At 38.8% G+C, this 23587-nt stretch carries 16 protein-coding genes; 5 read left to right on the plus strand and 11 right to left on the minus strand.

Annotation, left to right across the window (positions count from 1 at the left end):
- Positions 1–60: 60 nt before the first annotated feature.
- Genes HS960_RS15265 through HS960_RS15280 form a run of 4 tightly spaced genes read right to left on the minus strand, consistent with a single transcriptional unit; the run spans position 61 to position 6309 of the window.
- Positions 61–1407: a RagB/SusD family nutrient uptake outer membrane protein gene (locus HS960_RS15265; protein ID WP_182329942.1), complete on the minus strand. Its 1347-nt coding sequence runs from the start codon at positions 1405–1407 to the stop codon at positions 61–63.
- Between the two features lie 11 nt (positions 1408–1418).
- Complete coding sequence (locus HS960_RS15270) at positions 1419–4640, minus strand: SusC/RagA family TonB-linked outer membrane protein (RefSeq protein WP_182329944.1); 3222 nt, start codon at positions 4638–4640, stop codon at positions 1419–1421.
- Positions 4637–5917 carry a TlpA family protein disulfide reductase gene (locus HS960_RS15275; protein ID WP_182329946.1) on the minus strand — a complete coding sequence of 427 codons (1281 nt, stop codon included), beginning with the start codon at positions 5915–5917 and terminating at the stop codon, positions 4637–4639. Before HS960_RS15275 ends, HS960_RS15270 begins: the two co-directional genes overlap by 4 nt.
- Positions 5918–5934: 17 nt before the next feature.
- Complete coding sequence (locus tag HS960_RS15280) at positions 5935–6309, minus strand: hypothetical protein (protein ID WP_159731782.1); 375 nt, start codon at positions 6307–6309, stop codon at positions 5935–5937.
- Positions 6310–6966: 657 nt separating this feature from the next.
- Here HS960_RS15280 and HS960_RS15285 point away from each other — a divergent pair.
- Positions 6967–7371, plus strand: coding sequence for a helix-turn-helix domain-containing protein (locus HS960_RS15285; RefSeq protein ID WP_159731784.1), 405 nt, complete (start codon positions 6967–6969; stop codon positions 7369–7371).
- A gap of 273 nt (positions 7372–7644) precedes the next feature.
- Here HS960_RS15285 and HS960_RS15290 read toward each other — a convergent pair whose 3' ends face one another.
- From HS960_RS15290 to HS960_RS15310, 5 genes are all read right to left on the minus strand, one after another.
- Positions 7645–9216 carry a hypothetical protein gene (locus HS960_RS15290; protein ID WP_182329947.1) on the minus strand — a complete coding sequence of 524 codons (1572 nt, stop codon included), beginning with the start codon at positions 9214–9216 and terminating at the stop codon, positions 7645–7647.
- A gap of 182 nt (positions 9217–9398) precedes the next feature.
- On the minus strand, positions 9399–10856 hold the full coding sequence (locus HS960_RS15295; protein WP_159731788.1) for a SusD/RagB family nutrient-binding outer membrane lipoprotein: 1458 nt from the start codon (positions 10854–10856) through the stop codon (positions 9399–9401).
- An 18-nt stretch (positions 10857–10874) separates the two neighbouring features.
- Positions 10875–14108, minus strand: coding sequence for a SusC/RagA family TonB-linked outer membrane protein (locus HS960_RS15300; protein WP_159731790.1), 3234 nt, complete (start codon positions 14106–14108; stop codon positions 10875–10877).
- 645 nt (positions 14109–14753) lie between these two features.
- Positions 14754–16025, minus strand: coding sequence for a serine--tRNA ligase (serS, locus tag HS960_RS15305; RefSeq protein ID WP_159731792.1), 1272 nt, complete (start codon positions 16023–16025; stop codon positions 14754–14756).
- Between the two features lie 312 nt (positions 16026–16337).
- Entirely contained in the window at positions 16338–17411 is a 1074-nt protein-coding gene (locus HS960_RS15310) for a class I fructose-bisphosphate aldolase (protein ID WP_159731794.1), read from the minus strand.
- Between the two features lie 111 nt (positions 17412–17522).
- Here HS960_RS15310 and rsmI point away from each other — a divergent pair, with 111 nt between their 5' ends.
- The 4 genes from rsmI (at position 17523) to HS960_RS15330 (ending at position 21932) form a co-directional block, all read left to right on the plus strand.
- Positions 17523–18188 (plus strand): 16S rRNA (cytidine(1402)-2'-O)-methyltransferase, encoded by a 666-nt coding sequence (gene rsmI / locus HS960_RS15315; RefSeq protein ID WP_083663502.1) that lies wholly within the window; start codon positions 17523–17525, stop codon positions 18186–18188.
- A gap of 42 nt (positions 18189–18230) precedes the next feature.
- A complete protein-coding gene (locus HS960_RS15320; RefSeq protein ID WP_317167947.1) occupies positions 18231–18932 on the plus strand; it encodes a PH domain-containing protein in 702 nt (233 codons plus the stop codon).
- A 23-nt stretch (positions 18933–18955) separates the two neighbouring features.
- Complete coding sequence (gene lnt / locus HS960_RS15325) at positions 18956–20578, plus strand: apolipoprotein N-acyltransferase (RefSeq protein ID WP_159731798.1); 1623 nt, start codon at positions 18956–18958, stop codon at positions 20576–20578.
- 217 nt (positions 20579–20795) lie between these two features.
- On the plus strand, positions 20796–21932 hold the full coding sequence (locus HS960_RS15330) for a cysteine desulfurase family protein (protein ID WP_159731800.1): 1137 nt from the start codon (positions 20796–20798) through the stop codon (positions 21930–21932).
- A gap of 537 nt (positions 21933–22469) precedes the next feature.
- On the opposite strand, the gene HS960_RS15335 is transcribed toward HS960_RS15330, so the two are convergent.
- Both HS960_RS15335 and HS960_RS15340 read right to left on the minus strand, forming a co-directional pair.
- Positions 22470–22889, minus strand: coding sequence for a copper resistance protein NlpE (locus HS960_RS15335; protein ID WP_075991319.1), 420 nt, complete (start codon positions 22887–22889; stop codon positions 22470–22472).
- Between the two features lie 84 nt (positions 22890–22973).
- Positions 22974–23306, minus strand: a complete 333-nt coding sequence (locus HS960_RS15340) for a tetratricopeptide repeat protein (RefSeq protein WP_120335375.1) — start codon at positions 23304–23306, stop codon at positions 22974–22976.
- Between the last annotated feature and the right edge of the window lie 281 nt (positions 23307–23587).

Below are 23587 nucleotides of genomic sequence, written 5' to 3' on the forward strand. Positions count from 1 at the left end.
ATAGCCCCTAATTTCGGCTATGGGCTTTCAGCACAATGATACATTGGATTGATTCAGTTCTTATCTTAGAAAAGCATCTAAGTCTGTAGGAGTATTTAAAATTAGCTTTGATGAATTCGGACTAAGCTCCACCCGCTCTCCTTCTATCATACGAACCATTTTAATGGCTGTTCCTTCGAGGTTCAAGCGTTTAATATCTGATAAACGAATTCCCCTCATCAACAGTTCTTTTCGTCTTTCCAGCAATACAATCTCCAAAGCTTCGTTGCTATCCTGTGCTGCTTTTGGCACAAATACCTTCGTACGATCCCACCGATTTTTTAATAGGAGATTAACATCCTGCATGCTCGCTTTCAAAGCACCTTTTCGTGCATTGCTTTCCGCGCGTATCAGAAACATCTCTGCCGTTGTTAACCCCGAAAACATCCACTGTATGGAATGGGAATAAGTCCCTTTAAATTTAAAATACTTGCCCGAAGCACTAAAAAAAGCTATCCGTCTCAAGTCGGCGCTCTCATAGCTATTCATTAAAATAGAATCGATTAAAGCGCGCGTTGGGAGATAGTTCTGAAACTTTTGACCCATTTCAGAATAAAAGATCGTTTCCTTGGTAAACTTCGAAAAGGGCACCGAAGCGCTAATCTTTATTCCGTCTTCAGGCTGATTATAATCCATTAGCACATTGAACAGCTTCAACGATTCATCGGCGGCATTTCCTGCTTGTTCGTAAAGACCCATTGAGAGGTAAGCCCGAGCTAATAGTGCATATGCTCCTGCTTTTGAAGGCCGTGATTTCAGCAATGGTACATCATCTAAATTTTCTGCGGCCGTTTGAGCATCTTTCAATACTTGCTGATAGCATTCACCTACCGTAGAAAATTCACTCTTCACATTGAAATCAGATTTAAAACGCAAGACAATGCCTTTCTCCCCATTCTGTCCCTCCGGATCAAACGCTGGAGCGTAAGTCCATAATAACTGAAGTAAATAGTAAGCCCTGTAAAAATGGGCCGAGCCGTAGACATTTTTCCAGTCACTGTTGTTGACATCGGTCCTTTCAATTTTGTCCAATATTTCCAGGCAAAAGTTGGCATTATATATAGGTAGGTAGGCAGAAGACCAATCATTGGGATATGCATAATCGAAAACTTCCCATTTGTACAGCAACTTCATTTCCGGTAAAAGAGCCTTATAATTGTTGTCCATCAGAAAATAATCATCAGCTGCCGATTCAGCATATGAAGGTGTTCTCCGCTCATTCATATAGCCAAAATCATCCAGTATCTCCTGCAGGTCCCGTATCGATGCCGGAACCTGATAGGCATTGCTATTCTTTGGATCAAGGTAATGGCTGCAGGAAGTACATGCAACCAGACAGCATAAAATAAAATATATCGTCAATTTCATACAGCAAATGGTTAAAAGCTGGCACGAAGGCCAAGTGAATAATTTTTCTGCAAAGGAATCGCTTCGGGATTATCTGGATCAAGCCCGCGCCGGTTTGCACGCCAGATAATTCCTAGATTGGCCGCATTGGCAAATAATTGTATATTATTGATCCCACTGCTTATTTTGGGCAAATTATAGGTCAGGTTGATAAACTGGAGTCGGATATGGTCGCCCTTTTCAACAAGGATCTCACTAGCGCCATAAAACGCATCCCGCCCGGGCATAGTCAATGGAAATTCAAAAGATGGCACGTTGGTATGGTCTCCTTTTTGCTGCCAACGATCATAATAATCGGGATGAACCGTTCCATAATTGATAAGAGCACTTGAAGTGAACGAAGATCTCCGAAAGTAATAGCCCATGCGATAACTCAAATTGAAAGACAGACTCAGATTCTTATAGGAAAATGTATTCAACCAGCCACCATAATGAACAGGTATGGCAGAACCAATAAAATGGGCTGAACCACCCTCCCCCGCACTTCCTATTGAACCTTCACTAATTGCAGTATAGTCCGTCGATATTTCCCCATTCCATACTCCCTGCGGATTTCCCTTATCGTCAAGTCCTTTCCAGATAAATGCCGCAAGACCATACAGTGGATAGCCAATAACCGGATTGATCTGAGTGCCAGAAGTATTTACCATACGATAGAGCTGACTTTGGTCATTGGGGTAGTAATAAGCAGTTGTCTTGTTATTATTGTAATTATAGATCAGCGACGACTGCCATCCCAATACACCTGATTTTAGGTCATAATTTAGCTGTACATCCAATCCTTTTCCTTTCATTGCCGCTACATTCTGGATGATCGTTCCCCTAGCGCCCCAGCTCGTATAATCATAATTGGTCTCGCCATAGAGATCGGATCCATTTTTAATATAGTATTCTATCGAACCAGAAAGCGGGAAATCTTTTAGCGCGAACTCCAGTCCCGTATTCAGCTGCATCACTTCTTCCCAGCGCAAAGAAGGGTTGTTGATTGTTCCGATCCTTCCGTAAGGCAACGAACCATTGATGGCTGAATTTGTCGCCGAACCGCTAATCGGTAAGGCCGACCGGCTCAAATCAACATTTCCACTATAACCCAATGTTGCTTTAAGCTTTAGATAATTTAAAGGAAGTTTCTCAAAAAACGATTCTTTGGACAGCACATAGCCCGCGCCTAAAGACCAAAGCGGCATCCATTTGTCATTCGTCGCTACGCCATAAATATTCGAGCCATCTCTTCTTATATTTCCACTGAGCATATAACGATCTTTCCAGGTATAATGAAAATTTCCGTAAACACTTACAAATCTATTCAGTCTGGTTGGAGACAAATTTGGACTTCCCATTATTGTACCCGAACTTCCGAAAGGTTTCTTGAGATAACTCGTTGTAAAATCGACTGGAACCATTGATAGCGGATCTTCACGATAACCATAATAGACCATGCTATTGCCCCATGCCTTTGTTTGCCGCATCTCCAGTCCGGCCATCGCAATGAAAGCATGCTGGCCTACCTTTTTATTAAAATCAAATTGACTTCTAAAAGCATAAGATTCTTGGTTATTGCCTGTTTTCCATAAAATATCCCCATAAGGTACGATGTAAGTTACCTTTCCTGTGGTTTGATTGATCTGACTGAACGTATTCACCATATCGCGCACAAAATAACTTTCTTTCATATAATGATTATCGATCAGTCCGTCTTGACGCTGACGCTGGTAATTGGCTTTAAACATGCCACCGGAAAAAAGCTTAATACTGATACCAATATTTGCGATATATTCTTGGATCGTATTCGTTTCTGTATTGTATTTAAAATCCTCGACAGGATAGTAATTCCAGTCGAATAACCGTCCTTTTCCTACTGTATCCAGCACTGTTTTTCCATAGTTTTCATAAAATGCTGCCGGACTGCCGTCCTCATCAAACAAAGACAGATAGGGTACCACATACTGGTTGCCCACACTTGCCAATGCAGCATAAGAAGGAATATTGCTATTCCTATTTTTTTGATTAGAATAAGATGCTGACACATTGACGTTCAACCATTTGTTTAAGGTCATCGTATTGGCAAGCCTAATTGTTGTACGTGCAGCGGGCTGGCTATAATTATCTTTCTGCCAGTCCTGCCCCAACGCAAGAGTCCAGCTATTGGATGCGCCTCCTCCTGAGATATTTACTCCCAATTGCTGCGTCTGTGCAGGTTTATAAAAATAGCTGCTATACTGCTGCCTCAGATCAGACTTTAGGTAAAACGCTTTATGAGACTGATATACATCATCCGAGATTTCATTTTTACGCCTTTTATCCAACCAATAAACGATAGGCGAAACAGGTGGCCCATCCCAGCTGTTCAGTCGGCTATCAAACTGGCCAGCAGCAAACAACATTTCCTCTAGGCCAATATAATCCTTATTGCCCACTATAGCTAATGGAGAAAGATCAGGCTTTTCCTTAATACTTGTGTTGAAATTTAGATCAAGGCGTGTCTTTCCATCCATTTTTGACCTTTTTGTAGTCAGGACAATCACCCCATTTCCGCCCCGGGCACCATAGATCGACGTCGCCTCGGCATCTTTCAGGACTGTCACGGATTCAATATCGTTCGGATTGATATTATTGATATCTCCTTCATAGACAAATCCATCCAATACGATTAAGGGATCCAGTGGACCGTTTATGGTACCATATCCACGTACGGTGATCCCCAGTTTATTCTGCGGATTGAGATTGGTTTTTCCTTTCTGAAAAACAAGCCCATTTGTTACACCCTCTAAGCGGTCTAGGATATTCATTCCAACCTGCTTTTCCAGCAGATCTTTTTTAAGTACAGTTACAGAGCCATTGATCTGGTTGACCTTCAGTTTCTGATAGCCTGTACTTATCTCAACTTCCGCCAATTGATTTGTTAGCTCTTTTAGCACCACAACGAGGTTATCATCGTTTCCGCGAGCTATTATAGTTTCCGGCTGGTATCCGATCAGGGAAAAGCGTATCGAATCATTTAGTCCGGCCTTTACAGTAAATTTCCCGGCATTGTCCGAGCGCACAGAGCTACTTTTTGAAACCACATTTACATTTGCCAGCGATGTGCCACTGGAATTCAGAATCTTACCTTTCCATAATCTTTCGCGAGTCTGGCCTGCGGCAAAATGAAGGAGGATAAGAATATAACAAAAGACTTTTAGCATATATTTCATTTTCCACTCCTTTCTTTTAATGCTTTTGCGTTATTTTTATAAAAAGAGAGATCCAATATTTCTATCATCGCGTTAAATTCGCGAATAGAACCTAAAGACAAGACCCTGCCCTTTGGAGAAATCAGGACATAATGGGGAATGCTTCGATGTTGAAAATATTGATTCAAAATAGTGTCTTGATAAATCTGAGGCATATCCATTGCGTAGGAAAAACGACTATGATAGCCTTCAAAGAAAGCTGCAATACTTTCTTTGGTATCCCTATTGCCTTTTTGATTAACTAGGACAATGGCTATATTGTCTTTCAAGGCTCGATGCAAGCTGTCAATTTTTGGGAATCCCTTAACACAGACGGTACACCAGGTCGCCCAAAAATCAAGTAGGATAAATTTCCCTTTTGATTGATGAAAGTTAAATTCAGCAGTATTACCATCTTTAAGTCCGAGATACGAAGTAGACCAAAATTTATCCGGTAACCTATCACCAACCTGGAGCCCTTTTATTTTATCCAGCCCATCAGCCCCGCTGTTCTTGCAGGGCGTCTGAGCTGATAAACTAAACATAGAAACCATAAGAGCTAATACCATAAGAGCTCTGATGCTCTTCAATACCTTAAAAGAAAAATTAGATGATTGAAAAACTATCCTTAAGCATACGCACGACAAAACCATACGATACGCACTCTTAAAACTTGTCACTATTGAAAAACAATTTAAAGCCCGCTGAGCGACTTGTCGCACCAAAGCAAGCTGAGTACTGGCCCGTGTTACTTTAACCTCACAGATCAGATTAAAACACGTTAAAATCAATAGCTTCAATCTCCATCCATCTATCGATTCGAAATCTTTCGTACGCTTAAAAGCTCCATTTTTCTGCGTGTGGCTTGTGCAATGCTTTAGTCGTTCTTGTGTATAACAAGGGCTTAGGAAGGGTGAACCTAGGGTCACGCTATAGTCAAGCTTGTGTGTTTCTTGTGTCGACCTATAGTGGAGCATTATTTGACCAATACCCGTCAAATTTCTACATTTCATCGGATTTTCATCGGGTCGGCATCGGATTTTGATCGGTATGGCCCGATGAAATCCCGATGAAAACTCGATGCCAATAGCATGAAAGGCAGAAGCTGGGGCGAAGTTGGGCAGACAAAAGTCTAAAGAAAACAGCCTTAACATTCGCTTGATTAGTGCAGATTTTATGCTTAAGTAGTGCTTCGCACGTACTTGAAATATATAGGTTATATATAGCCTTACAAAGGCTAGTAATTTTAGGGTATTCATAATTTGTTTGTTAGTGGTTATTCCGATAACCTACCGAAAAAATCAACGATTTTTTTGCTCAATTCCAGCTCTTTTCCTATGCGGTCTTTTGCTTCTGCTGCCAGCTGAATTTCACTCAGGTCTATATGGCGATGGTTGGCGATGCAATAGGCGATCAATACGCGATTCAATGCAGTTGCAAATTCCTGCATTTCCTCATCCTTCAGGAGCCTATTTTCTACCGTGCCACCATCAAGATGCGTACTCAATAGCTGCAGCATATTAGCAGAAATAACCTCTAGCGCATAGTGATTCCAGAATGCTTCAATATCCTTAATAGGGTCATAGTCGTCCTTATGGACATCAAAGATTATCAAGTCAAAAGCAAGTTGTAGCGCTAAAATCCTGTTCATTTTTCAGTAAATCTTCGTAACCGAAAGTACATAGTATCCCCTCCCCGATCGAAATCAGCTTTTTATTGGGAGCCTGATGTTACTCATCAGTTCACATTTGTAATAATTAATTCATTCTTGGAACCAGAGCGCGTTTGATTGAGGGGTCACAAAGGTGTATAATATTGGCTTTACGCAGTCCATGGCAAGAGAAGCCAAATCTTATTTGGCCAAACCAGCCGAGCTACTCGGGGGCAGCGATGATGTTCTTTGATTGTTGTTTTTTGTTCATAACTCGTTTTATTGGTAACGAGTCTTGTTGCAGTGTTAGAAACCAACAATGGCGTGACATCCAACCTACTGTCAATGAGGCCCTGAGAAGCCCTGGAACGAGTAAGCGGACGCCACGCCATTGCTGACGGGCGTTTTGATCCACTTATCGCCTTGTTCCAAATTGAAATTTCTCAGGTTTCATTGACAAGACTCATAAGCGCATCCACCTATATGAGATGGAGCAAAAGTATTATATTTTATCTTATTTTACAATCCGACTTTTTGCTTTTTTTAGTATATTTGGTAATTAACTTTACAAAGATTTAAATTTCTGCACTACAATCAAATAGCAATCAGTTATAAAAACATAACTATGAGTTATAATTAGTTATAAAAATTAGTGATATGACAACAGGTACTAAAATACGATTATTGAGGGAGCAAAAAGGCTGGGGGCAAGACGTTCTAGCAGCGAAATTAAACATCTCTCAACCCGCTATATCAAAATTAGAGTCTGATCAGAATAAATTATCCTGGGATAATGCAGTCACTCTTGGCGAATTATTTGAGGTTGATCCAGAATATTTTTTCGATTCAAAAGTTAATAACTACATCTCTCATAACCAAAAGGTAAATCAGTTATTTAACTCCGATTATAATGATAACAACATAGAATTTATCAAGGGGTTATATGAAACTCAGATTAAATCAAAAGATGAGCTGCTTCAAGAAAGGTATGAAAGAATTGAGGATTTTAAAAGGCAAGTGGAGGAATTGAAGACTGAATTGGCCATTTTGAAGAAAGTTTAATTATTTTTACAATTAATATAAAGTGTAAATCATCAACTACCTATCGAATACAATTACTTAGATTCAATATTAAAAATAATTTATAATCAATTATTTAAAACAATTTCACTGGAGCAACTCCAGATGTTTGATTAACAGCTTTACGCTTACCATTGATAACGGAGTAGATGTTTTTTCCTAAACCAGCTATTTTATTCTAAAATAGGTTTTCGTTAATATAAAATAATATTTCGGGAGCTATATATACCTCATAGCTCCCTAATATTTTAAACTTTAAAAATTATTAACAAGATCAGCAGCAAACGTTTTAACAATTGTGGTTTTAGGCTTACCATTATTGGGTACAACGTCAAAAGAAATTCTTACAAAAGTACCAAGTTGCAGATTATTAACAACGATAGGACGATTAGATCTAGTCCAGAAACCGAAACTAAGACTTCCGACCCCTGTCACTACCTTTCTATCAATACCCATATACTCTTCAAACATCGGATACTCATCAAAATCATACGATGCCCGGCTTCTTAAATCATCTGTCACGACCTCTTGACGATAATTTTGAATTGAAGCTCCATTTAATGAAGTATTAATAATATCAGGATTTGTAACCATCTGAAAAGATTCCTTATCAATAAAGTATTCCGCCTGATAATATTTTAATCTGATATCATCAGGCGGTAAAACAACTGGAGTTACATCGCGTAAGACAACTTTTGGCTTTGCAGAAAGATTAAAAATCCCCAAGCGTCCATTGTAGTTTGGTATATTTCCAGGCGCTCCTGACAGCCCTTGTGTACCTGATATAAATAACGTTGTAGAGAAAAGTCCATTAGGATCATGGCTAATAGAACCGTTTAACTGCATTTTCGTATCCATAATCAAATTAACCTTTTGTTCCGAAAATCCCCCGCCACTTCCACCAGTAACTAATGAACTAACGGCATTAAATATACTAGATCCTCCTGTTTTCAAATTTTTATTTGCGGCTTCATCGATACCTTTTTTAACATTTTCAAGTTTGACAGGACCAAAACTTTTAGAAAAGAAGTTACCCAAAACTTTTGCACCAGTTGCATATAAACCTAGCCCACCTGATCCAACATTAATAGCCCCAGACACTAATTGCCCAAAAAGACTTGTGGTTGGCTTTGGAGTTTGAACTGTGCCATTAATTTCCCCCTTCTGAATACCATCCAAATTAACTTGATCAACACTTGCCGAAAACATATTCCATCGCAACTGGTTGCTTGTGTAACTTTTATTTATCAGACTTGGATCATAAGCCAATTGAAATTCTTCCGAGTACCACGAGCCACTTTGAAAAATTTTCTCTTGCTGAACTTTAGAAACTGTCGTTGGTAAATCCGCAAGATCTATGGCTTCTTGGTTATCGAAGCTCAATATATTCGATTTATTTTCCGTTCCCTTTAAATCGAGTTGAAAAGTAACCTGTGTAGTCTCAACACCGGATTTTGGTAAAAAATAATAATAAATCCTCATTGTACCTCTATACCTATTGTATAAGACAAAATAAGGCGCATCAACCTTAACACTAGAATTAAAAGTATTAAAATACATCTCCCAACCGTCCTCAAGCTTATAATCATTTAGATAATCTGTAGGGAAAGAACGCGATGCACCTCCCGCCCACGGTGCAGGCACAACATCATTTGGGCCGTTATTAAAAAAAGATGCATTACTCCAGTCCAAAGCTGGGGATGGTGTATTTGCTTTCAGTGAGACATTCTTCAAGGTTCCGTTTAATGTTTGGTCATTAACTAGTTCTTTATTACATGAACTAGTTAATGCGACAATTGCAAGAGCAAAATAAATTGATTTTTTCATTTAAATTTAAAGTATTAAATAATGTGATTTCGTAAGCACAATATACATACATAAATTAGTTTCAAAAACAACGATTTAGTAAAAAAAAATGTTGCATAACAGAAATTATTACACTAAACAAAGAAAAAAAAGCGGCAATTTCTTTCGAAATTGCCGCTTTTATAAGCATATAATCTAAAAGATTATTTAACGTCCCACCAAACCGGTACGGTAATCGCTTTCGTACCTGGATAGTTTAAGTTAGTTGTCAACTCAGTATTTGGATACAACAAACGTTGCGGCATTTCACCATTAGCCAAGATTGATGCTTTTGATTGAATCAAGAATGTAGGATAACCTGTTCTTCTATATTCGGTCCATGCTTCAAAGTTTTGAAAACCATTCATTGCATAGTATTTCTGCGTAATGATTGCTTCTAATTGTTTTGAAGCATCAGTTGGAAATTTACCCGCAGCAGCTAAATAAGAAGACAGTCCTTCCGTACCCAAATAGTCAAATGAAGCTGTAATACCTTCATTGTACAACGTTGAAACCGTCCCTGTTCCCCATCCTTTCAAAGCAGCTTCAGCTTGCAAGAATTTGCTTTCGGCAATAGAGAATAATTTTACAGGAGCGATTGCAGAAGCTGTATTTTTCGCATTTGCGCCAGTCGCTGGAGAAGGAGCAGAAACTTTCTTCATATTTTGTCCTCTAAAGTCGCCTTGTATTAAATAGGCTACTGTATCCTGTAGAGTAATGTTGTCAGCTTTGAACAATCTGTTGTACAATGCAAAAGATCTTTTATCCTTATTTGCTTCAAATGCTTTAACAGCAGTTCCGCTTGCAACCACGTTCTGAACGTAATCTAAACCTACCATTTCTGTATAGAATGGGTTCTGGTTACCACCAGTTGTCGTAAACGTGATGGAAACGTCTTTATTTAAAAATGTTGGATTTGTAGCATATAATGCTTTGATACCTGCTTGTGCAGTCGCCGCATCCACATTTGAAATACGTAAATAAGCCTTCAATTTCAAGGTATTTGCGAACGCAATCCAAGAAGCTTTATCACCGCCAAACAGCATATCTTGTTCACCAGGTGTGGTACCAAGATCGCCTTTCAATAACTCGACGCCTTTATCAATACTCTCGAAAATACTGTTGTATACCTCTTTCTGTGTTTGATATTTTGGACTTAAGTTCGTCGCTCCTTGCAAAGCTTCATCCAACGGAATATCTCCAAAAGCGTCAGTAGCTACTTGTAATGTATAAGCTTTCAACAAATACGCCATACCAATTGTATAGTTATTAGCACCTCTCTCTGAATTAATGATTATTTCAGCATTATTTAAAGCACTTCTATAGATTGTTGACCAAATACGATCCGAAGCCGTATTTTTAAGATTATACTGATCAATAGTTTGATACTGTGATGAGGATGGAGCCTGTGTCCAATATTGCGCCCATAAACCACCATACACTTGAAGTTGATTACCAACAATCTGACTTAAAGAGGCTTCAACTGTAGGTAGCAACAGGTTTGGTTCAACTTTTTCTGGATTATTTGGATTGTCGTTAACATCCAAATACTTATTACAACTTGTAAATGCTACGGATCCAACCAATGCAGCAAAAACAAACTTCTTTATATTCTTGTTCATTTTATTATTCTTTATAGTTTAGAAGGATACCTTCACATTGACACCATAGTTACGTAAAGACGGTTGAGCAGTATAGTCAAAACCTTGTGCATTTCCAGCACCAGCAGAGTTCACTTCTGGATCTGCATATTTATTTTCACTTGGAGTCCAGATAAATAGGTTATTACCGAACACACCAACAGTTACATCACCAAAAGGTGTATTTTTTAGCATATCTTTCTTGAATTTATAAGAGATAGCCAAGTTGCGCAACTTCACATAAGAAGCATCGACCACATTCATACCCGCCTCCAAATATGGGTAGTAATCCACTTTGTCATAAGTAGCTGTCGTATTTACAACAGAATTACCATTTGCATCTAAGTAAACAGAGTTCGGGAAGATTTGACCAAAACGCTCACCTCCTGTTTCAGCAGATGTACCTGTGAATGCCATGATATCTTTGGTACGTGAATAGAATACACCGCCGTGTTTCATATCAAACAACGCCGTCAGTGACCAGCTCTTGTAATTGACAGTCGTTCCTAATGATGCTTGGAATTTAGGATTGTAACTTCCTAAGTATTTTGCATCCGAAGTCGGCACAGGTAAACCTGTTTTTTGGTTTACAATCGTTCTACCTTCAGCATCGGTTGCATTCGTTACTGCATAAAATTCTCCATAAGGGCGACCTTTTGCCGCAACGATAGACATACCCGAAAAACCGCCTAGAGAAACTTGATCAATTCCATCCATCAATTCCACAACTTTATTGTTGTTTTTGGTGAAAGTACCCATCAATTCCCAGCTGAAGTTTTCTGTTTTCACCGGAGTTCCACGTAATGCAAGTTCGATTCCCGAGTTCTTGATTTTACCTGCATTGACAACATTGAATCCGTAGCCTGTAGAATTCGCAATAGGAATTGCTAAGATTTGATTTTTTGAGTTATTGTTGTAATAGCTAAAATCAACAGTCAAACGATTTCTAAAGAAACCTAATTCAGCACCTACTTCAGCTGATGTGGTAATTTCTGGTTTCAACTCTGCATTTCCTAATGTAGAACCAGACATGAATGCAGAAACATTACCAAATGGGAAGGTTGTAGTTCCGAATCCACCATTGATTTCACCTCTAGAGAATGTTGTCAACAATTGATATGGATCAGTATCCGACCCCACTTTTGCGTAGTTAGCACGCAATTTACCATAAGAAAGAATGTTCTTAACTTCCGTGCTCAACAACTCAGAAAATACAAATGACCCACTCACACTTGGATAAAAGAATGAGTTGTTTTTCTTAGGCAATGTAGATGACCAGTCATTACGTGCTGTAGCTTGTAAGTACAAGAAGTTTTTATATGACAAGTTCAAGTCTGCATATATACCAACCAAACGACGTTTTGACCATGAATCTTCGATCAAGTTCAATGGACCATTAGAATTAGCTAAGTTGTAATAGCCAGGCTGTACCAAACCTCCGCTTTCGTTGGTTGCTGTACTTAGATTAGAAACATTACGCTGACGAATGTTGTTACCCAACATTAATGATCCTTTAAAATCTTGATTAAATTCATGTGAAGCAGTCACCATGAAATCATGAATAACCTCTGTTACATTATATTGATCGATACGATACTCTCCATTGTTAATAAGATCATTAGCACTCGAATAATTTCCTGACGTCTTATCGATTGGTGTAAAACTATATTTAGGAGATTCTGAACGTCTGCGGTCTGTATAATGATCTACCCCTACACGTTCTTTGAAGTCCAACCACTCAAATGGCTTATAACCTACGTTAAAATTACCCATAATGCGATTTACATTATTGTAGTTGTTATAATTTGCCAATGTCCAATATGGATTCCTTGAATATGCCCCATAATAACCATACTCATTACTATGGTTTAGACCATTTGCGTCAACATAACCATACCCATTATATGGATTATTTAAATCTTTCAGATCAGCAACAGGAATATCACGGGGAGTTTGTAACAAGTTATTGTATACAGACGAATTTCCTTGTCCTCCACCTACGTTGTTCGAGTTAATCTGACTATAGTTAGCTGAAATTCCTGCATAAAATTTATTAGAGAATTCAGTTTGACCATTGAATCGAACACCATATTTATTGTAGTTATCTTTGCTCCCAGGATAAACACCGTTTGAGTTCAAAGAATTTAGACCCAAATAGAAAGATGATTTTTCACTACCGCCCGAGAAACCTAAATTATTATCTGTTGCAAATCCAGTATTAAAAAAATCTTTAATATTGTTTTTTACGGCCGAATATGGTTTTGTCTGTCTTACTCCATTAATAGCTTGGCCCCATTCTTGCATTTTTCCTGTAAAAGGCGCTCCCCATGACCAATTTTCCTTTGGATCATTGACAAAAACTAGATTTCCATCATCGTCATAGTCAGGATAACCTTGACCATATTCATTTTGAAACTCAGGCAATTTCAAAATGGAAGAAAAAGTATTTGTTGTATTAAAAGTAATATCTGTTTTACCCCCACCTTTTTTACCGGTCTTAGTTGTAATGATCAAGGCTCCATTAGATGCCCGCGATCCATACAATGCAGCTGCAGCAGGACCTTTCAATACGGTCATCGATGCGATATCATCAGGGTTAATATCATTACCACGGTTACCAAAATCAACACTAGACAGCGATGAGCCACCACCAATCACGCTGGAATTGTCAATAGGAACACCATCAACAACGATTAATGCTTGGTTGTTCCCTGAAATTGATGAACCACCACGTAATACTACACGAGATGAGCTACCTGGTGAATTCGATGTTGATGTAATATTCACACCAGCTACCTTACCAGCCAATGCATTAATAGCACTCGAATTTTGACCTGATCGTAATTCTTCATTATTCAATGTCGGCGCAGAGTAACCTAACGTTCTTTTTTCACGTTTAATTGCATTTGCAGTGACAACAACCTCTTCCAAGGCATTGTCATGATTTACTAAAGAGACATTAAATACCGCACTGTTGTTGTTAACAATAATGGTTTTATCATCAAAACCAACTGAACGGAATACCACAACTTTGCCTGCAGGCACATTCAATGAATAATTACCATCAGTATCAGTCTGAGTAGCCTGATTAGTACCTTGTACAACTACTGTCACCCCTGGTATTGCTTTACCGTCAGCAGATGTAACACGACCACTAATCTTTTTTTCTTGAGCGAATGCAACCGAAGTCAGAATCATACCGCCAACAAGAAAACTTAGTAATGTTTGTTTCATGTTTTAGTTAGTTAATTTTATTATTTTTTCTAATCCTATATAGTGATATAAATTATATCCGTTATCATAACCGTCCAAACATAAATTGCCTAGACAATAAACAGCAAAAAGCATAATTGCTATTGCAGTTTATTCAGTAACAGTTGAAAATATTTGTGGAAAAGCGGGCCCTAGGTAGATGCAGGGTCAGTTCTTAGATAAATATCCAGCTGTAAATTTGCTCTTTTCAGCATTTACAGTTAATAATAGTTAGTGCGATTTTTATTAGCGGTGTCAAATATAGAAAGCCAAAGTTGTTTTTACAAGTTTTTTAACATAATCTCCAGAAAACAGGAAATACCGCAATAATAAGTTCACAATTTTACAAATTGTTACAAAAGATTCAATTTAGAATAAAAACTCATCAAACTATTTACAAACAGAATTTTATACGGAATCAACTATATTTAACAAAACATTAACAATGCTATAAGAAATCGTTAACATATTAATTTATTAAATTTTTGTATCAAAAAGAAGATTAATTTATAATGATTCTAAACATTTAAAAATCGAATTATAACAAAAAAGACGCTCTACCTTCTCAGGCTGAGCGTCTTTCGTTTTTATATTAAACAAGCGCAAAAGCAACTTATTTATTGATATTTAATCGATATACTCAAATTTAGTATACGGCACCAAAACTGCAGGAATCTTAATTCCTTTTTCCGTTTGATTATTCTCCAATATCGCTGCGACAATACGTGGTAAAGCTAACGCCGAACCGTTCAAGGTATGTGCCAGTTGCATCTTGCCATCAGCATTTTTAAAACGGACTTTCAAACGATTCGCTTGATAAGTTTCAAAATTGGAAACGGAAGATACCTCTAACCAACGTTTCTGAGCAGAACTATACACTTCCATGTCATAGGTCAATGCAGAAGTAAAACTCATATCTCCACCGCAAAGGCGCAATACACGGTAAGGAAGCTCTAATTTCTGCAACAGCCCCTGTACGTATAAACTCATTTCCTCAAGCACTTCATAAGACTTTTCAGGATGTACAAGCTGCACCGTCTCCACTTTGTCAAATTGGTGCAGTCGGTTTAATCCACGCACATGTGCACCATAAGAACCTGCTTCACGACGGAAACAGGGCGTATAAGCACAATGTTTAATTGGAAACTGTGCTTCTTTTACAATCTCGTCTCTATAAATGTTGGTGACCGGAACTTCAGCTGTAGGGATCAAATACAGATTGTCGTTACCCACATAGTACATCTGTCCTTCTTTATCCGGTAATTGTCCCGTAGCAAATGCAGAATCTTCATTGACCAAAATGGGCACCTGTACTTCTTCGTATCCTTCTTCTGCTGCCTGATCCAAAAAGAAATTGATCAATGCGCGTTGCAATTTAGCGCCTTTACCTTTATAGATAGGAAAACCCGCACCGGCAACTTTTACGCCAAGCTCTAAATCAACAATATCATATTTGTTCAACAATTCCCAATGCGGCAATGCATCCTCCGACAAAGCCGGGATTTCGCCATGGCTCAAAACAACTTCGTTGTCCTCAGCACTTACACCTGCAGGAACGGATTGATGCGGTAAATTAGGTAATTGTACGATCTTCTCATTCAATTCGGCCTCAATTGTACCCAATTGATCCAAAAGTTGCTTAACTTGCTCCTTATATCCCGAGGATTTGGATTTAACGGTTTCAGCTTCTTCTTTTTTACCTTGGCGCATCAGATCTCCAATCTGTTTTGCTGCCGCATTAGCTTCTGCCGAAAGTGCGTCTGATTCCGATTGGATCTTACGGCGATCCTCATCTAAACTGATGATTTCGTCGACCAATCCAATTTCCTTGAAATGCTTGACAGCCAATCTTTCGATTACCGTATCCCTGTTCTCACGGATATAATTTAATTGCAACATAATATAAATGTGTTATTTAAAATAGTGAACAAACTTAGATAAATTTGCCTTTATTTACAAGCAATTTTATTCCTAAACCACCATCCAAAAGGCTTTTTAACTGCTTTACGGTCCTCTATTTTCATCGCACCGCACCAGTTAGCATCCACCAACTCATTGAATACTGATCTTCAAAGGGATCGGTATTTACAAACTATGATCCATAGAAAGAGCGTATCCATTAGACTGCTAATCGATACGCTCTATAATTCGATCTATACGCAAAGCCCTGTCGTGAGATTCAACCTGATGAACTCATGTGATGCGCATTTGCTAAACAATGCTTACCTCATCGCATAAATAAACATCCTGAATGGCATGTAATAGTGCGACGCCTTCATTCATTGGCTTTTGGAAAGCCTTACGGCCAGATATCAACCCTGTGCCACCTGCACGCTTGTTGATAACCGCAGTTTTTACAGCTTCCTGTATATCATTCTGTCCCGAAGCTCCACCAGAATTGATCAAGCCAGCCCGACCGGCAAAGCAATTAAGCACCTGGTAGCGGCATAAATCAATAGGATGATCGGAAGAAAGCTGCGTATACATGCGTTCATCCAGCTTTCCATAACTACTTTTCCCCATATTTAATGCTTTAAAGCCACCGTTCAATTCGGGTAGTTTTTGCTTAATAATATCCGCTTTGATCGTTACGCCCAAATGATTGGCCTGTCCGGTAAGATCCGCTGCTAAATGATAATCTTTATCACCTACTTTAAACGCCGAGTTGCGCAGATAACACCATAATACCGTCGCCATCCCCAAAGAATGTGCTTCTTCAAATGCTTTTGCAACTTCGATAATCTGACGGTCTGATTCCTCAGATCCAAAATATATGGTCGCCCCTACCGCAACTGCCCCCATATTCCATGCTTCGCGAATTGTTCCGTACAGGATCTGGTCGGCTCGATTGGGATAAGTCAATAGTTCATTATGATTGATTTTAACCAGAAACGGAATCTTGTGCGCATACTTTCGGGCAACGGCTCCTAAAACACCAAAGGTAGATGCCACGGCATTGCAATTTCCTTCCAAAGCTAGCTTGACAATATTTTCCGGATCAAAATACTGTGGATTTGGAGCAAAAGAAGCTCCTGCACTGTGTTCGATTCCCTGATCTACAGGCAATATCGAAAGATAGCCAGTATTGGCTAACCGACCCGTTCCAAAAAGCTGCCCCAAACTCCGCAAGACCTGCGGGCTACGGTCACTCGAACTATATACTTGGTCAATAAATCCTGCTTGTGGAAGATGAAGTATTGTTTTGGAAACTGCGGGTTGATCAAATTCTAATAAATAACTCGCTTCTGCACCCAGATGTGCCTGTATTTTTTCAATGTATTGCATAATTTATTTAAAATAAAGTGATGGAGTTTACCATTATCTTTAAAATAAAACTCCAAAAAGCACAGAATGTTTTAGCGCATATTATATAGTAAAAAAAACTTAACTTTGACCATGTTATATTTAGTTCCAACACCTATTGGCAATCTGGAGGACATGACGTTCCGTGCGATCAATGTCCTGAAAGAAGTGGACCTCATCTTAGCAGAGGATACAAGGACCAGCGCTCCGCTTTTGAAGCATTTTGGAATCGACAAAAAAGTATTTGCGCATCATCAGCACAATGAACATAAAGCGGTATCTGAAATCATTAAATTCCTGAAAGAAGGGCAAAACATTGCATTGATTTCAGACGCAGGCACACCGGCGATCTCAGATCCGGGATTTTTACTGGTACGTGAGGCCATCAAAGAAGGACTCGAAGTGCAGTGCTTACCAGGCGCAACAGCTTTCGTGCCAGCGCTTGTCAATTCGGGTCTTCCCAACGACCGTTTTTGCTTTGAAGGTTTTCTACCCGTCAAAAAAGGAAGGCAAACGCGCTTAAAAGCTTTGGCAGAGGAAAAAAGAACGATGATCTTCTACGAGTCGCCACATCGTATTCTCAAAACCATAGAAGAATTTATCACCGTTTTTGGCGCAGAAAGACAAGCTTCGATATCGCGTGAACTGAGCAAACTCTATGAAGAAAATGTTCGCGGAACATTAACTGATTTAAAATTACACTTTGAAAACAATCCGATTAAAGGAGAATTTGTATTTTGTGTAGCAGGATTGGAATAAATTTTGACAATCTTTAGGTATTAAAAAGTATTTGACATGAACATGGAACAATTTGCACAGGACGGGCAGGACATAAAAATCATTGAAAAATTGGTTACTAAAGTCCAAGATATGCTTACTCCAGGGGAAAAAATAGATTATATTGCAGTTCAAAAGAAACCTGCAGTTACTATTTTACCAGATAGTATCACCATCAGTAATAAGCGCATATTTATGTGCGAATTTACTAAACTGGGTCTGGCTACTGATTTTGAAATCTTCGGTTGGCAAGATATCAAGGATATTGCCTTTAAGGAAGAAATCTTCGGTTCAAAAGTTACGGTTATACCATTTACGGGCGAGAATTTAAGCATAGACTATATCCCTAAAGTTCAGGCTAGAAAATTGTATCAATATATTAAAGCCGCCCTTGAAAACTATAAAAAAGCGGAATTGGCGGCCGAAAAAGAAAAAATAGTCATTGCTCCAACAGTTGCTAAGGAAGTGATTATCGAACGACCAGAAAATAATATACCAGTTCAGCCAGCAGTTACAGCTCCGGCGGCACCTCAACCTGTTGTATCGGCACCAGTAACTCCGCCAGCGCCAACGGTATCAAACATCCCGCCCGCTCCACTCGTTAAAGAAGAGGAAGATGATGAAATTACCTTAAAGCTCAAAAAATTAAAAACACTCTTCGACAAACAATTGATTACCCAAGAGGAATACGAGAGTAAAAAGAGAGAAGTTTTATCCAGTTTATAATCATAAATGGGAGAAAATATATAGTGAAAAATAACTATTTACTGGCACTTTTAAGTGCCTTTTTATTGTGGTTGGGCTGGCCTCCAATCCCCTATTCCAGTCCATTGTTATTTATTGGGTTTGTGCCTTTGCTGATTGCAGTAGAAAATATTATCCGCAGTGAAACACTCCAAAGAAAAGGCCGTAAAGTATTTCTTACAGCGGGACTCACGGCTGTTGTTTGGAACACGGCTTCCATTTACTGGGTATACAACTCCATTTCGGCAGTTATGCCGCCTTTTGCAGCTGTTGTTATCAGTCTGATACCTTTTTGTCTTGGCGCCGCTTTAATGGCGTTGGCTTTCAGGTTATATGGGCAATTACGAGGCAAAACGAACATCCTGTTATCCCTTTTCGGATTAATGGGATTCTGGATAAGCTATGAATTTCTACACGAATCCTGGGATTTAGCCTTCCCGTGGATGACTTTAGGCAATGGTTTCGCAAGTTTCCACCAATTGATCCAATGGTACGACATCACAGGGGTCTATGGCGGAACAATATGGATCTGGCTGGTCAATATCTTGGTATTTACACTTTACCTCAATGGAAAAGGACTTTATCCCATCAAACGTAAGATTGTCCCGATTGCCTCTTTGGCGACTATATTGTTGGTTCCCAGCGCCTACTCGCTCCTACGTTATTTCAACTACGAAGAACATCAGAATCCTGCACAGATTGTTGTTGTTCAACCGAATATTGACCCTTATATTAAATTCAATTTAAGTCCCGAGGAACAATTAAACACCTTATTCGCCTTATCAAATTCAGTCGCCAAACCCAATACGGAGTTTTTCATCTGGCCTGAAACTGCACTTTCACAGAACGGCGATTTTGACGAGGAAAACTTTAGGGAAACCTATTCTTACCAGCGCATTTTAAAATTTTTAGATCAATATAAAAATGGTAATGTACTTTCAGGTATTGAAAGCTATCAGTTGTACAACTATGCAAAAACACCTACTGCGCGTGAAATAGCTCCTAATGTATACCAGGATAATTTCAATGCTGCGACATTGATCGATTATTCCTCCAAACTTCAGTTTTACCATAAGTCTAAACTCGTGCCGGGCGTAGAGCAAATGCCTTTTGGCGCAGCGATGAATTTCCTGAAACCTTTATTTAAAGCGTTCGGCGGTACGACAGGTGGCTACGGGAAACAGGCCGAACCTTCGGTATTCTATGCCCAAAGCGGTATTGGTGCCGCACCCGTAATCTGTTATGAATCCATTTGGGGCAATTATGTTTCCCAATATGTCAAAAAAGGCGCTCAGTTTATTGCGATCATCACCAACGATGGCTGGTGGGGCAATACTTCGGGTAAAGACCAGCATTTACAGTATGCAAAACTGCGTGCGATTGAAAACAGGCGCTGGGTTGCTCGATCCGCAAATACAGGGATTTCAGGCTTTATCAATCAACGAGGCGATATTGTACAACAGACTAAATGGTGGCAGCCTGCGGCCCTAAATCAGGAAATTAATTTAAATGAAGAAATTACTTTCTACACGCAAGCAGGTGATATTGCTGCCTATTTGGGCTTGGTGCTCGCAATGGGAGGACTTGTGATACTCATCGTGGTCCGACGAAAAAAAGAACTTATCTAAATTGAACAGTAGCGCCAAACTGAAATAGTAATTTGGCGCTATTTTTTCAGTATCAGAATGGGAAAGCACCAATCCTATACCTTCCTCGGCAAAAAGAACCTAATTCTGATGAGCCCCCGGCACGCCAACGCCTATCAGCTATAATTAGGAAAATAAAATGATAAAAATAAGTCATTTAATACCTTTAATTTACTTTGGAGATTTGTAATTTTGCAGCATGCAAGTATATTTTGATAATGCAGCGACTACAGCCTTAGATCCTGAAGTAATAAAAGTAATGGTGGATGTGATGAACAATAACTTTGGAAATCCATCTTCTATCCATAGTCACGGACGACAAGTAAAAACAATTGTAGAAAAAGCACGTAAAACGATTGCCAATCTACTTCATGTATCTCCAGCAGAGATATTCTTCACATCGGGTGGAACCGAGGCCGACAATATGGCCATCGTTAGGTCAATCGCCGACTTTGGGATAACCCATGCCATCACCTCACCGATAGAGCACCATGCCGTATTACATACGTTAGAAGAACTTGAAAAAGCCGGTAAGGTGCACCTCGACTTATTAGAAGTTGACGAAAAAGGTAATTTAAATCTCAACCAGCTGGAAGAACTTTTAAGTACCAATCCGCGTACTTTTGTTTCCATTATGCATGCCAATAATGAGATCGGAAATCTCAACGATATTCAACGTATCTCCGAGTTATGCCAAAAGTATAATGCGATATTCCATTCGGACACGGTACAGACCATGGGGCATTATCCACATGATCTTGGTAAACTTAAAATAGATTTTATAACAGGGGCTGCACATAAATTCCATGGCCCAAAAGGGGTGGGTTTTCTTTACATCAATGCGAATAACAAGATTAAACCGTTAATCTATGGTGGAGCACAAGAACGCAACATGCGTGGTGGAACAGAAAATGTCTATGGAATAGCGGGTCTTGCCAAAGCTTTAGAACTTGCCTATGAGCACATGGAAGAACACCACGCTTATATTCAAGGACTCAAATCTTATATGATCGACGAGTTGCAAAAAGCAATCCCTGAGATTGATTTTAATGGTGTAATCGAAGCTGATAAATCACTGTATACCGTACTAAATGTTTCTTTCCCATGTAGTGACCTTGCCGACATGCTTTTATTCAACCTGGATATTGGGGGTATATCTTGCTCTGGTGGCAGCGCTTGCAGTTCAGGAACAGATATAGGCTCACATGTATTGGGAGCAATAAAATCCAGTTCGGAACGACCTTCAGTTCGTTTTTCATTCTGCAAGCATAACACCAAAGAAGAAGTTGACTTCGTCGTAGCAACGTTAAAAGAACTTTGCACTAAAAACAACTAATATTTTAATAGTTGACAACAGACAACGAATAAGACCGCTCAATGTAGCGCTAATTAAAAATTCAAGCAAGAATTCTTAATTAGCGCTACATTGAGTTAGATAAGTTTAATCTTGCTCCAACGCGCTATCAGAGTCGCAAGCTGGAGTAAGAGGACTTCCTCATCCAACAGCATGTTACACGGCATATTTGTATTCGCTAAACCGTTCTGGATACGTACCCCCCCATTTTCGACAACTACCATAATTACCCGAACTTATACATCATCATATCAACTGAAGCCTAATAACAGTTTTCAATCAGTTTTTAGACAGTGATCAGTCACTCCTTATTCAGTTCATACTGAACAAGCACTGTTAAAAGATCCTATTTGATCCTAACTTGATGCGGTTAAAAATTAAAGAGAAGAAGGGAAGAAAACTTTCAGTATAATCCCAATTAAAGATTGTAATACTGGGGAAAGTGAATAATTTCAAAAAAATAAAAAAGCCGAAAATAGATTCGGCTTTTTTGTTCTTCATACATCTTTTATGCTAGATTCAATTTTTTGTCAAGACATAATATTTGGAAATATCTCCCGTAATGTCATTTCCGGAAAGATCCAACTGACTGAGTATCCGATTTCCTAATTTGAACTTATAGTCAACGCCGTCCAGTGTAATGATGTTACCATCCAATTTCCATTTTCCTTCACGCATAAACACATCATCACTTTTATTAAGGTATTTAGATGAATATTGGTAGGTGTTGTCAGCATGCAATGAAATAAGTGTTTCTATACCATCACAATCCGCACAAGGCATTACACCTTTGTATTCACCAATCACTACTTCCGCCTTATCCCTACCTTTTAGGTCCTGTAAATTATCTTTATAGACCGCAACACTTTGTTTGGGATTATCACATCCCACCATTCCAATTGTCAACAACAAACCCACAATCCAAATAAACCTTTTCATCTCATTCCAAATTCAAAAAAATCAGCATCTAACAGTTACACCAACAAATTCATAACAAATTAAATACCAAAAATTTAGAAAAGATTAAAAATCATCTTCATCGTCGTCTGTCAAGAATGACAACGCACCTTGTAACTCGCCCAAAGCATGGAAATTACGTGTCTTGCGGGCGATCTCAATTCCGGATCTATAGGTAGCAATCGCGGACTCCTGTTTATTTAATTTTTCGTACAATTTACCCAAATGATAATAAGTTCCTACATAATCTGGATTCGTATGTACTAAATTCTCGAATCTTAACATGGCCTCTTGTTCATCTTCCTGCTTGAGATATTCAGCTGCAATTGCATATTTTAAAAAAGGATCTTCGGGGCTCTCTTTCAAAAATTCATTCAGTTGATCCAATCGTGTCGACATATCTTTTTTATTTCAAACTTAGACAAATTGCATTTTATATGCAATTTAATTGTGTATCCCCCTCAAACAATTCCGCATCTCTCCATATCACACGAAAGCTTTTTATAAACAGGAACCCCGAATGAGCTGCGATGCTTTCTAAAATTACTATGCTAGCATATAAAATGACAATTTACTGACGCAATAAATCCATTATCAAGAACCGGCTATTTAAAATAAAAAATTACAAAAAAGACAACAAAACACCTAAATATCACATCATATCAAAAAAAATACACAAA

Source organism: Sphingobacterium paramultivorum (assembly GCF_014109745.1).
GTDB classification, from domain to species: domain Bacteria; phylum Bacteroidota; class Bacteroidia; order Sphingobacteriales; family Sphingobacteriaceae; genus Sphingobacterium; species Sphingobacterium paramultivorum.